This window comes from Verrucosispora sp. WMMA2044, assembly GCF_027497155.1.
GTDB classification, from domain to species: Bacteria; Actinomycetota; Actinomycetes; order Mycobacteriales; family Micromonosporaceae; genus Micromonospora; species Micromonospora palythoicola.
The window spans coordinates 1-11,841 of sequence record NZ_CP114913.1; the positions used below are offsets into that span (position 1 = coordinate 1).

The window sequence follows — 11,841 nt, forward strand, 5'->3', positions numbered from 1 at the left end:
TACGACCTGCGGCCACCGGCGCAGACCACCGAGGAGATCTTCGGTCAGTCCTGGGCGAGCCTGCGCAAGGAGTGCGCCGCGTACGTCCGCAAGGCCGTGCGCTGACCTGGGGCCCTGGCAGGGCCGACATCGACAGCGACTCGTAGCATGTGTCGCGTGCGCCGCTCCGACTCGCCGCGGCTGCCAGCCATGCGGCTCCGTCTGCCCACCGTCCTGCTCGCCGTCACCGTGCTGACCGTCACCACCGCCGCCTCCTGCGGTGGCGACGAACCGTCGATCACCCTCGCCGCCGCTGGCCGAGCGGCCGTGGCGGAGGAGATCGACGCCCCCGCCACCGTCGTCGCGCGTGCGGCGGCCACCCTCACCGCCCCGGCGGACGGCACGCTGGCCCGACTCCGGGTCAAGCCGGGGCAGCAGGTCAAGCGGGGCCAGGTGCTCGCCGTGATCAGCTCACCGTCGGCGCGGGAACGGCTCCGCCAGGCGCGTGACGCGTTGAACGCCGCGAAGCGCGCCGGTGGTGGCGGTGGCGGCGGTGACCTCGTCGGTTCCCTGCGCGGCACCGACCGGGCCGCCGAGCAGACCCACGCCGCCGCCCGCGCCGCCGCGGCGAGGATCGACGACCCGGAGCTGCGTAAGGCGCTGCTCACCCAGGTCGAGGCGGCACAGCGGCGGTACGACGCGGCGGCCCGGGCCGCCGACCGGGCGGTACGGGAGGTGCAGCGCGGCGTGCGCAACCTGAACTCCGCCGTCAGCGCGCTCGCCACCGCCCAGCGACTCCAGGCTCAGCAGGCGTACGACCTGGCCAAGGCGACCGTCGACGCGTTGACCCTGCGCGCCCCGATCGCCGGGGTGGTGCAACCGGGCGGCGTCAGCAGCGGCGGCGGCTCGGCGGGGGCGCTCGCCGGGTTGCTGGAGTCCGGTGGGATGCCGGCGGGCGTCGGTGCGGAGGCCCTCGGCGCGCCGGCCGGCCCGCCGCCCGGGGTGGACACCGCGATACCGGTGGGTGGTCGGGTCACCGCCGGCACCGCGGTGCTGACCGTGGTCGACACCCGCGACCTGGGTCTGCTCGCCGAGGTCGACGAGACGGACGTGCTGCTGGTCCGGCCCGGGCTGACCGGCACCGTCGAACTGGACGCCGTCACCGGTGCCAGCTACCCGGCGACGGTCCGCTCGATCGACGTGCTGCCCAGCACCTCCGCCCGGGGCGGGGTGAGTTACCGGGTACGACTCGCGCTCGGCGCCGGCAGCTTCGGTGAGGCCGAGCCGGCGCCCACCCCGCGCCCCGGAATGAACGCGGTGCTGCGACTGCGGGTCCGGGAGGAGGCGGACGCGGTGACCGTGCCCGCGTCGGCGCTCTTCTCGGTCGACGGCAGGGACACCGTCTGGCTGGTCCGCGACGGCCGTGCCGACCAGGCGGTGGTCACCGTCGGCGTGCAGGGCCAGGACCTGGTGCAGATCGTCGACGGAGTGCAGGCCGGGGACCGGATCGTCGTCCGGGGTACCGACCAGGTCCGCGAGGGCCAGGAGATCGGGTGAGCCGGGGTCCGGCCATCGAGGCGTTCGACGTGTCCCGGACGTACGAGTTGGACGGGGTCTCGGTGCCCGCCCTGCGGGGTGTGTCGCTGACCGTCGGAGCCGGCGACTACGTGGCGCTGATCGGGCCCTCCGGGTCCGGCAAGTCCACGCTGATGCACCTGCTCGGCGGCCTGGACCGGCCCAGCGGCGGCCGGCTGGTGATCGGTGGCCGGGAGGTGGGCAGCCTGTCCGCTCCGGAGCTGGCCCGGCTGCGCAACGAGACGATCGGCTTCGTGTTCCAGGCGTTCCACCTGCTGCCGCGTACCTCGGCGGTGGACAACGTGGCGCTGCCGCTGGTGTACCGGGGGGTGGGCGCGCGCCAGCGGCGGGAGCGCGCCGCCGCGATGCTCGGCCGGGTCGGCCTGGGGCACCGGCTGCACCACCGGCCCAACCAACTCTCCGGCGGCGAGCAGCAGCGGGTGGCGATCGCCCGGGCCCTGGTCACCGACCCGACCGTGCTGCTGGCCGACGAGCCGACCGGGAACCTGGACAGCACCACCGGCGCGGCCGTGCTGGAACTGCTGGAACGACTCAACGTCGAGTCCGGGGTGGCGCTGGTGATGGTCACCCACGACGCGGAGGTGGCGGCCCGGGCCCGGCGGCGCATCGCGATGCGGGACGGTGTGGTCGTCGCCGACAGCGCGGCGGACGGCGGGGCCGGCACATGAGGCTGGCCGAGGCGTGGCGGGTGGCCTGGGACGCGCTGCGGGCGAACCGGATGCGCAGCGCGCTGACCATGCTCGGGGTGGTCATCGGGGTGGCCTCCGTGGTGCTGCTGGTGGCCATCGGCACCGGCACCAAGCAGCGGGTGGAACAGCAGGTGGAGGGGCTCGGCTCCAATCTGCTGCTGGTGGTTCCGGGACGGCTGGACGTGGGCAGCGCGCCGGCGCTGTCCCCACTCACCCTGCAGGACGTGGACGCGGTCGGGCGGGTGGTCGGTGATCCGAACCGGGTGGCCGTGACGGTCGCCTCGGGCGCGACCGTGCGGGCCGGGAACCGGGAGGATTTCACGACCGTCCAGGGGGTGCTGGAGACGACCCCGACGGTCTTCGCCCGGGAACTGGGCCGGGGCCGTTACCTGACCCGTGCCGATGTCGACACCGGCCGGCGGGTGGCGGTGCTCGGCGACGCGGTGGCCCGGTCCCTCTTCCCGGACCGGGAGGCGGTCGGCCAGCAGATCAACGTGGCGGGTGTCCGCTTCCGGGTGATCGGTGTCTTCACCCCGCTCGGGCAGAGCCTCGGGGTCGACCGGGACGACGAGGTGCACGTGCCGGTGACGGCGGCGCAGCGGCTCTACGGCACCCAGCGGGTCGACGCCATCGCGGTGAAGGCGCCGGACCGGGAACGGATCGACGAGTTGGGTGACCGGATTGTGGCCGAACTCAACGGCCGACACCCGGGTACGGAGTTCAGCGCCGTCACCCAGGAGCAGATCCTCGGTGTGCTGGGTGACATCCTCGGCATCCTGACCGGCGTGCTGGCCGCCATCGCGGGCATCTCGCTGCTGGTCGGCGGGGTCGGCGTCTCGAACATCATGCTCGTCTCGGTTCGTGAGCGGACCCGGGAGATCGGGCTCCGCAAGGCGGTCGGGGCCCGACCCCGGGACATCGGCGTGCAGTTCCTGCTGGAGGCGGTGCTGCTGACCTCCGTCGGTGGGCTCACCGGGATGGCCCTCGGGGTGGGCGGCGCGCTGCTGGTGGCCGCGCTCTCACCCATCCCGGCGGCGGTGACCTGGTGGTCGCTGGTCCTGGCCTTCGGCGTCTCGGCGGCGGTCGGCATCGTCTTCGGGGTGGTACCCGCCCAGCGGGCCGGTCGGCTCGATCCGGTGGTGGCCCTGCGCGCCGAGTGACCTCCCCGATACCCGCGGCCGAGGTTGATCGTCGCCAGAATCTTGAGGACGCTACCCGACCAGGGGTTTTTCGCCGCCGCACCGGCACGATCCATGATCAGTTGCAGGAAGGGATCGCGCCGGTCACAGCCGTCCCGCTACCGTACTGGTAACACGCGCGTCGCCGGCCGCGCGGGAGGACCCGTGTGGCGGCACGCGCCGGGCATGGGATGGGTCGGGTGAGCCATGGCCGGGTCGCAGTCCGACGGTCGGCTGTCGGAGGTCAAGTTCCTGACCGTCGCCGAGGTGGCAACGGTCATGCGGGTGTCGAAGATGACGGTCTACCGCCTGGTGCACAGCGGCGAGCTGACCGCGGTGCGGGTGGGCAGGTCGTTCCGGGTGCCGGAACACGCGGTCCACGAGTACCTGCGCGGCGCCTTCCAGGAGACCGCCTGACCCTGGTGCGGCCGGGTCACGCGGGCCCGGTGGAACGGGCATCGAGCGGGGGCGCGTTGGTCCTGCTGACGCAGTTTCGCTACGCTGGACTCCGATCGTGACCGCTGGTGCGCTCCGCCGCCCTTCCCGCCGGTCCGGTCCCTGTCCGCAAGCGGTCGCCGACGCCACGGGTTCGTGGTGTCCTCCCGGTCGCGCCGCACGTTGCATCGAAAGGCTGTCGTATGGGCTCGGTGGTCAAGAAGCGCCGCAAGCGCATGGCTAAGAAGAAGCACCGCAAGCTGCTGCGCAAGACCCGCGTCCAGCGTCGCCGTCTCGGCAAGTGACCGACGCCGGGCCTGGTCCCGGCGTCCGTCCCTTGCCAACTGTCGACCCTCGGAGGCTCAGGTGATCAGGCCGTGGCTGCCCCGGCTCGGTCCCACCTGCCGGGGTGGGTGCGAGACATGACCCCCGGTGGCTCCCAGAGCCCTCCGGGGGTCGTCGTCGTGACCGGGGTCAGTCGCTATCTCGGCGCGCACGTCGCCGCCCGGCTCGCCGCCGACCCGCGGATCGACCGGGTCATCGGCATCGACCAGTCGGAGCCCGGGCCCGAGGTCGACGCACTGCTCGACCAGGTGGAGCGGATCCGGGTCGACGCCGGCTCGGTCGGTGGCCTCCTCGCCGACCTCGACGTGGACACCGTGGTGCACCTGGCCCTGGTCAGCTCCCCTGATCCGCAACACGGTGGCCGGGCGGCGATGAAGGAGCAGAACGTCATCGGCACCATGCAGCTGCTCGCCGCGTGCCAACGGGCACCACGGCTACGCAAGATCGTGGTCCGCTCCTCCACCGCGGCGTACGGCGCCTCGTTCCGCGATCCGGCCGTCTTCACCGAGGAGACCGAGCCGCGTGAGGTGCCGCGGGGCGGCTTCGGCCGCGACATCCTCGACATCGAGGGGTACGTCCGAGGCTTTCGTCGTCGACGCGGTGACGTCACCGCCACCGTGCTGCGCTTCGCACCGTTCATCGGCTCGACGGCGGACACCACGCTCACCCGCTACTTCGCGCAGCCGGTGGTGCCGACCATCTTCGGCCGGGACGCCCGGTTGCAGTTCCTGCACTTCGACGACGCGCTGGAGGTGCTGCACCGGTCGGTCGTCGGTGATCATCCCGGCACCTTCAACGTCGCCGGGCCCGGCGTGCTCGCGCTGTCGCAGGCGATCCGTCGAGCCGGTCGGGTCGCCGTGCCGGTGCTGGAGCCGGGCCTGTCCGGTGCCGTCGCGCTGGCCCGGGTCATGGGCTTCGGTCGCTACGGCCTCGACCAGGTCGACCTCTTCGTGCACGGACGGGTGGTGGACATCTCCCGGCTGGAGCGGGAGTACGCCTTCACGCCCCGCTCGACCGCCGCCGCCTTCGACGATTTCATCCGGGCACATCACGGGCGCGCCGTGGTGACCCGGGACCAACTGGCCGCCGCCGAGCAGCTGGTGCTGGACCAGATCCGGCAGGTTCGGGCCGCCGTCCGGGAGCGGTCGTGACCGGGCCCGAGGAACGACACGACGAGGCACGCCTCGACGGCCGGTACGCCGTGCCGGCGCCGTTGGCTCTCGACCCGACGCGACGCAACGGGCACCGTCCGGCCGCTTCCGACCAGGCGGGCGATGTCTGGGACCGCCGGGTCGCCGCCGGGCTGGCCTTCCTGCGCCGCCGGCTGGCGGGCGACTACGAGGTGGACGAGTTCGGCTTCGACCGCGACCTGACCGGAGCGGTCTTCCATCCCCTGCTGCGCCGGCTCTACCGGGACTGGTTCCGTACCGAGGTCACCGGCCTGGAGAACGTACCCACGGACGGGGCAGGGCTGATCGTCGGCAACCACTCCGGCACCGTGGCACTGGACGCGTTGATCCTCTCCACCGCGCTGCACCACGAGCACCCGGACCACCGCTACCTGCGGCTGCTCGGTGCGGATCTGGTCTTCCGGATGCCGGTGGTCTCCGAGATCGCCCGCAAGACCGGCGGCACGATGGCCTGCAACCCGGACGCCGAGCGGCTGATGCGCCACGGCGAGCTGGTGGGTGTCTTCCCGGAGGGCTTCAAGGGCGTCGGCAAGCTGTACGCGCAACGCTACAAGCTGCAACGCTTCGGTCGGGGAGGCTTCGTCTCGGCGGCACTGCGCACCGGCACTCCGATCATCCCGGTGGCCATCGTCGGCGGCGAGGAGATCTATCCGATGCTCGCCGACATCAAACCACTGGCCCGACTGCTCAAGCTGCCGTACTTCCCGGTGACCCCGACCTTCCCCTGGCTCGGGCCGCTGGGCATGGTGCCGTTGCCGAGCAAGTGGCTCATCGAGTTCTGCCCGCCGATCCCGACGGAGCACCTGATGGACTCCGCGGACGATCCGCTTGTCGTGTTCAACCTCGCCGACCAGGTACGGGAGACTATCCAGCAGACCCTGCACCAGTTGCTGGAGCGTCGGCCTGACCCGTTCGGCCCTTAGACCTCAGGTGCAGGGAGAAGCTGCCCCGCACGGCCGTCACCGTCGCGTCGAACCGGGTGAGCGGTAGTTCCTCATAGACGTCGGCCGAATAGTCCTGCTGGGCCAGCCAGGACAGCAGAGCCGCCGGCTCCTCCGACCGTAGGGCGGGAGCGAGACAGGCGTCGACCACAGCCTTGAGGAACCGCTCGTTGATGTCCACTTTGCTGTCAGGGACCAGGCAGAACAGGGTGGCGACCGACTCGCCGTCGCCGGTTGGACTCTTGAGCACGCCGTAGCGGGTGCGGAGGCCGGTGCCGGGCATCGGCGCGGTGGTGTCGTAGCCACGGCTGGAAGCCTTCGGTGGGGTGTCCCAGCGTTTGCGCCATCCGGCTGCGACGGATTCCACAGTGGTGCCCGGGATGGGCGGCAGCGGCGCGGCGGACGGCGGGTCGCTCGCCTCGCCGCTGGGTGCCGGCTCCGGCACCTGCGGCGTATCGCCTGTCGGTGCGACGGGTGTGAGCCCCGCCGGCCCGGCGGTGCCGGCCGGTTCGCGCTCGTCGTTCCACATTGCCCCGCCGAGGCCGGCCGCGACCACGACCAACAGGGTCAGCCCTGCCAGCAGGATCCATCCGCGCCGGCCAAACCGCGGTGACGGGCGCGCTTCAGCTCCGTCCCGGTCCGTCATGCGTGTCCCCCGTCGTCGTGCACCGTGGCCACATCGGACCCCGTGCGACCGGGCCAAGCTAGCACTGCGTCTGGGTGGGGTCAACGTTGTGTCACGGAGTCAAAGCTGTAAGACTTTCGATGTCTTGTCGGTAGTCACCACACGGGGGAAACGTGAGCGACTTTCGCGCGCACTTATCCTATTTGTCCATTCTTGTCCTTGGGATGTTGTTCCTGCTACCGCCCGCTCCGGCAGCGGCCGCACCCGGCTGTGTCGGAGCCGGGTGCCGCGGCAAGATGGCGGCGGCCGAGGGCTGCCGGGACGGCGCCTTTGCCATCAACGGCTTCACTCTCGTCGATCCGGACGTGACCCAGCCAACGCGCGGCGACCTGTGGTACAGCCCGGCCTGCAAGGCCATGTGGGGTGAGCTGAACGCCCCCGAACTCATCAGCTTCCTGTACGCGCAGCTCTGGACGCAGAGCGAGTACGGCGGCGTCAACGAGGCAGCGGACTTCTTCCAGATGGGCAACGAGGGAAACTACACCACGCCGATGGTCGACTGGCAGCAGTCGGTCAAGTTCTGCGGCAGCCACAAGGGCGTCGACCCGGACATGGACTTTCCCTCCGGCGGCTACAACGCGTGCACCTCGTGGCGCTGACCCGCACCGGCCGTAAGAAGATGACCATCCACAGTGTAATGACGGGGGAATCGTGCGTTCACTGAAGAGGAAACTGCGGCGCCTGATCGCCGCCGCGACCGCTCTGGTCGTGATACCGGCCGCAGGAGTGCAGGTGTCGGCTCCGGCCGGCGCGGCCGAGCCGGAGCGGCAAGCTGCGCCGGCGGCCTTCACCGCACCGGACGAGGCGCTGGGCAAGGCCTGGCGGAAGTCCACCGACGTGCTGGTGACCGGGGCCGGTGACACCGACGGATACCACCTTTACGTGGCCCGGGAGTCCGATGCGTTCGGGTGGTCCACCCTGGCCATCCTGACGTCCAGCTCACTCGCCGTCGGTCCGTGGACGGGTGCCGTCTGCGTCACCGGGTCCGGTCGGTACGCCGTCGCCGTCTTCGCGCCCAAGAAGGCCGCCAACAAGCCGGAGTTGTCCCGCGCGGGTGCCCTCGCGGCGGTGGTGGAGATCGCCACCGGCAAGGCCACCCACGTGGCGACCGGCGTCGAGCTGGCCTACTTCAACCCGGCCTGCGGGCCAGGTGACCGGGCCCTGCTCACCCGATCCGTGGGTGACGACTTCGCGCTCACCACCGAACTGCTCACCGTCGACGCCGCCGAGGGCCGGGTGACCAAGACCCGTCGCGTCGACGGCCAACTCACCACGCCCACCCCGGCGCCTGACGGCGACTACGGCATCCTCGGCGGTCAGCTGGTGCGCGTCGAGGCCACCGGCAAGACCACCCGACTGGCCCGGCCGCAGGGCCAACCGTTCGCCGTGCAGGCCACCGCCGGCAGCGGCATCGACCTGGTGAGCGCGGACGGTGAACAGGCGGTCGCCCAGCGGTTCCGGAACGGCCGGCTGACCGTCACCGCGACCGGCCCCCGAGAGCGGCTCCAGCTCTTCGGGCAGCGCGGCGGTCGCAACGCCCTGGTCGGGCAGGTGAGCATGCGCGGCAGCCAGTCGGAGCTGAGCGTCCTCCCGGCGGTCCGCCAGGTGCGCGCACTCTCCGCCGAGGGGCACCTCCTCGCCGAGGAGGTGGTCACGCAGCAGAGCATGCGCGCGGTCGGCCAGCCGTTGCGGCCCGCGGACCCGGCCGACGCCGGCGACGTACGGGTGGCGGTGCGGGCCACGGTCAGCGGGCAGGGTGCCGTCCACACGCTGGACACCACCCTGGCACCGAAGCTCGACGTCGAACTGGGCGCCGGCACCGCGTCAGGCCGCGCCGCCGCGAGTGCGGCCGACGTCGGCAGCCCGACGTGCGCGATCCCGCGCAACGACCCCCGGGTGCAGCCCCTGCAACCCAGCCCGGACATGGTCGAGTGGGCTGTCAACCAGGCGGTACACGGACGGCTCAACGTCACCCGGCCGGCGAACTACCTGAAGGCCGGCCTGCCCGCGTACCAACCCCAGGGTCTGTTCCCGCTGCGCCAGCTCGTCGGCGGCGGTCGGGTGCCGGCTCAGATCATGCTCGCCGTCCTGGCCCAGGAGACGAACCTGTCCCAGGCGTCGTGGCGGGTCGTACCCGGTGACACCGGCAACCCGTTGATCGCCAGCTACTACGGCAACCATGACAATCTCGACGTCATCGACTACAGCAAGACCGACTGCGGGTACGGCATCGGTCAGGTCACCGACGGGATGCGGGTGGACAGCAACGTGTTCACCGACACGCAGCGCCGGGCGATCGCCGTTGACTACGCGGCAAACCTCGCCGCCGGGCTCAACATCCTGATCGAAAAGTGGAACCAGATGAACACCGAGCTCAACGCGTACAAGAGCTACATGAACAACAACGACCCGACCTGGGTCGAGAACTGGTTCCTCGCCGTCTGGGCGTACAACAGCGGCTACTACCCGTACGACCGTCGCAACACCGACCTCCAGAAGGGCTATTTCGGGATCGGGTGGTTCAACAACCCGGCCAACCCGAGGTACCCGGCCAACCGGGAGCCGTTCCTGCGCGCGACCATGGCCGACGCCGAGCGGCCCAACGACTGGGCGTACCCAGAGCGGATCATGGGCTGGGTGGAGACGCCGCAGATGAAGGGCTTCCCGATCATGACTGAGGCGTACTCGCATCCGGAGTACAGCTCCAACTCGCCCATCTACCCGGACCGCTTCACCAAGGTGCTGTCCATCCCGGACCGCTACGCGTTCTGCTCCGAGGTCAACAGCTGCTCGCCGGCCACCAACGGCTGCCCGGCGGACTCCGAAGCCTGTTGGTGGCACGGCCACGCGACGTCGGGCAACTGCCTGATGGAGGAGTGCGCCCGGGAAAAACTCAGTTACGGGTCCGGCGCCGCCGAGCCGGGAGTGAAGCGCATCTACCCACGCAACTGCGAGACGTTCACCGGCGACAAGAACGGCAACCGCAACCGGAACAAGCGGATGTCGATGGTCTACTCGCTGAACGACACCGGGCAGTACAACCTCGGGTGCGACATCGGCGCGACTGACGGCAAGTTCACCATCCGCCGTGGGTTTCCGGCCGGCGGCGGCACGGCCCCGTACGCCGAGATCGACCTGCACCAGATCGGCGCGGGCTACAAGGGCCACATCTGGTTCACGTATGTCAACAGCAGCAACCCGAAGCGCCGTATCGTCGGCTCCTGGACGCCGAACCTGGATCTGGTACCCGGGGAACGCGCCCGCTACGACATCGTCGCCCACGTGCCCAGCCACGGCGCGGACTACCACAACGCCGAGTACCTGATCACCACGGGCACGATCGGCGAACAGCGAACCTGTGCGCTCGATCTCGCCGAGGAAGCCGGCTGGGCGCTGCCCGGCGGTATCCCGAACCCGAACCCCGCCAACCTCGGCGAGGACAAGTGGGTCTACCTGGGCTCGTACGAGTTGGGTCGGGGAGCGCAGGTGCAACTGAACAATGTCGGGACGGCACACACGCAGAACTTCGACGCGGTCGCGTTCGACACCATCGCGTTCGTGCCGATCGGCAGCAACGCCGGTCACTCCTGCGGCGACGACTACTGACGGCAGCCGGAAAAACCGCTCCGCCGTCTCTCCCGCCTCGGGCATCAGCTCTGGTGTCCGAGGCGGGACCGGTCGGTGGGGTGAGGTCGCCAGGCGAACAGCCGCACCGGTCCGGTGCCTGGCGGGCCATGAGCGCCTGACCGGTCAGGAGCAGGCGGCGGGGATCGGGCCGAGCGTGTCGCTGCTGACGGTGAACTCCCGGCCGCAGCCGATGGCGGCCCGTACGGCGTCAGCCCGCTCGGCGACGGATTCGAGCAGCGCCAGCGACTCGCCGGTGCGCGCCCGGTCGATCCGGGAGCCCCGACCCTCCAGCGCGCTCAGCGAACGCCGCTGGTCGGTGAGGAACGCGTCGACCGCGGCCAGCGCCGCGGGATCCGAGCGCTGCGCGGCCGCCCCGGTGAGCAGGCGTACGCCCTGCCGGGTGTCCGCGTCCATGTCGTCGAGCACCGCCCGGTATCCACCGGGGCTGCCTTTCACCGTGGCCGCCTCGGCCAATCGGGTGCGGGCGAAGTCGAGAAAGAGCTGACCCCGGCTGATGTCGGAGCTGGTGAGCGCGAGCTGCGCCCGTTCGGTGCCACGCTTCATGCCGTACAGCGCGTCACCGGGCACCGCGTCCTCGCTGGCGGCCGAGATGCCGGAAACGGCCACGGCACCGGCGGCGATGCCGATGAGAATCGCACCGCGAGCGCGGGCCCGACGGGCGGTCACCGGGGGCAGCAGCGACCCACGACCGGAAGACGCCTTCTCGGCCGGGCGGGCGGGGGCCGGCGCGCCGACACCCTCCCGAACGGCGGTGGCCAGCAACATCGCCCGCAGGCCGGTGCGGAATTCCGGGTCGACCCCGGCGTCCGGCGCGTTGGCACCGAGCTGCCGGCCGAGCGTGACGAGTGGTGCGAGCTGGTCGTCGTCCCTGGATCGCACGTGATGACGTCTGCCGCCGTTGGCTTCGTCGAGAAGCTGCGCGAAGCGCTCGGCGCGCCGACGGGAGAAGAGGGCGTTGTCCACCGTGGCACCTCCTCTCGCTGGTCACGGCCGGTCGGCCGCGTTTACCGCCAGCGACCGATGACCTCGTGACATCACGGCGGAGGGCCCTCGTCGGCACCGTCGCAGGTCATCCGGAGGCCCCCGAGGGCTCCCGGCCTGTCACCGGTCGCACCCGGAGAAACGCGCCGTGCCGGGGGCGGGTTACGGCCCGGC

Annotated in this window: 11 protein-coding genes; 9 read left to right on the forward strand and 2 right to left on the reverse strand. The window is 71.3% G+C overall.

Going from position 1 to position 11,841, the window contains the following annotated elements:
* The first annotated feature begins 147 nt into the window (after positions 1 to 147).
* The 7 genes from O3597_RS00005 to O3597_RS00035 all read left to right on the forward strand — a co-directional run bounded on the left by O3597_RS00005 (position 148) and on the right by O3597_RS00035 (position 6,335).
* Complete coding sequence (locus O3597_RS00005; protein WP_164448474.1) at positions 148 to 1,536, forward strand: HlyD family efflux transporter periplasmic adaptor subunit; 1,389 nt, start codon at positions 148 to 150, stop codon at positions 1,534 to 1,536.
* Positions 1,533 to 2,243 (forward strand): ABC transporter ATP-binding protein, encoded by a 711-nt coding sequence (locus O3597_RS00010; protein WP_164448473.1) that lies wholly within the window; start codon positions 1,533 to 1,535, stop codon positions 2,241 to 2,243. The genes O3597_RS00005 and O3597_RS00010 overlap by 4 nt, the downstream gene beginning before the upstream one ends.
* A complete protein-coding gene (locus O3597_RS00015; RefSeq protein ID WP_281602931.1) occupies positions 2,240 to 3,424 on the forward strand; it encodes an ABC transporter permease in 1,185 nt (394 codons plus the stop codon). Before O3597_RS00010 ends, O3597_RS00015 begins: the two co-directional genes overlap by 4 nt.
* Positions 3,425 to 3,649: 225 nt before the next feature.
* Positions 3,650 to 3,859 carry a helix-turn-helix domain-containing protein gene (locus tag O3597_RS00020; protein ID WP_007465625.1) on the forward strand — a complete coding sequence of 70 codons (210 nt, stop codon included), beginning with the start codon at positions 3,650 to 3,652 and terminating at the stop codon, positions 3,857 to 3,859.
* Between the two features lie 221 nt (positions 3,860 to 4,080).
* Positions 4,081 to 4,182 (forward strand): AURKAIP1/COX24 domain-containing protein, encoded by a 102-nt coding sequence (locus O3597_RS00025; protein WP_007465623.1) that lies wholly within the window; start codon positions 4,081 to 4,083, stop codon positions 4,180 to 4,182.
* A 117-nt stretch (positions 4,183 to 4,299) separates the two neighbouring features.
* Entirely contained in the window at positions 4,300 to 5,373 is a 1,074-nt protein-coding gene (locus O3597_RS00030; RefSeq protein ID WP_281602932.1) for an NAD-dependent epimerase/dehydratase family protein, read from the forward strand.
* Positions 5,374 to 5,435: 62 nt separating this feature from the next.
* Positions 5,436 to 6,335 (forward strand): lysophospholipid acyltransferase family protein, encoded by a 900-nt coding sequence (locus tag O3597_RS00035; RefSeq protein ID WP_281604660.1) that lies wholly within the window; start codon positions 5,436 to 5,438, stop codon positions 6,333 to 6,335.
* On the opposite strand, the gene O3597_RS00040 is transcribed toward O3597_RS00035, so the two are convergent.
* Positions 6,277 to 6,909 carry a hypothetical protein gene (locus O3597_RS00040; RefSeq protein ID WP_164448470.1) on the reverse strand — a complete coding sequence of 211 codons (633 nt, stop codon included), beginning with the start codon at positions 6,907 to 6,909 and terminating at the stop codon, positions 6,277 to 6,279. The genes O3597_RS00035 and O3597_RS00040 overlap by 59 nt on opposite strands.
* A gap of 293 nt (positions 6,910 to 7,202) precedes the next feature.
* Between O3597_RS00040 and O3597_RS00045 the strand changes: the two genes are divergently transcribed.
* Positions 7,203 to 7,637, forward strand: a complete 435-nt coding sequence (locus O3597_RS00045; RefSeq protein WP_281602933.1) for a hypothetical protein — start codon at positions 7,203 to 7,205, stop codon at positions 7,635 to 7,637.
* A gap of 52 nt (positions 7,638 to 7,689) precedes the next feature.
* Positions 7,690 to 10,644, forward strand: coding sequence for a hypothetical protein (locus tag O3597_RS00050; RefSeq protein ID WP_281602934.1), 2,955 nt, complete (start codon positions 7,690 to 7,692; stop codon positions 10,642 to 10,644).
* A 144-nt stretch (positions 10,645 to 10,788) separates the two neighbouring features.
* On the opposite strand, the gene O3597_RS00055 is transcribed toward O3597_RS00050, so the two are convergent.
* On the reverse strand, positions 10,789 to 11,649 hold the full coding sequence (locus tag O3597_RS00055) for a DUF5667 domain-containing protein (protein ID WP_281602935.1): 861 nt from the start codon (positions 11,647 to 11,649) through the stop codon (positions 10,789 to 10,791).
* Positions 11,650 to 11,841: the final 192 nt, after the last annotated feature.

Coding starts and splice junctions, on each gene's coding strand:
- O3597_RS00045 (WP_281602933.1), top strand. CDS start 7,203: ATGTTGTTCCTGCTACCGCCCGCTCCGGCAGCGGCCGCACCCGGCTGT.
- O3597_RS00030 (WP_281602932.1), top strand. CDS start 4,300: ATGACCCCCGGTGGCTCCCAGAGCCCTCCGGGGGTCGTCGTCGTGACC.
- O3597_RS00025 (WP_007465623.1), top strand. CDS start 4,081: ATGGGCTCGGTGGTCAAGAAGCGCCGCAAGCGCATGGCTAAGAAGAAG.
- O3597_RS00005 (WP_164448474.1), top strand. CDS start 148: ATGTGTCGCGTGCGCCGCTCCGACTCGCCGCGGCTGCCAGCCATGCGG.
- O3597_RS00020 (WP_007465625.1), top strand. CDS start 3,650: ATGGCCGGGTCGCAGTCCGACGGTCGGCTGTCGGAGGTCAAGTTCCTG.
- O3597_RS00015 (WP_281602931.1), top strand. CDS start 2,240: ATGAGGCTGGCCGAGGCGTGGCGGGTGGCCTGGGACGCGCTGCGGGCG.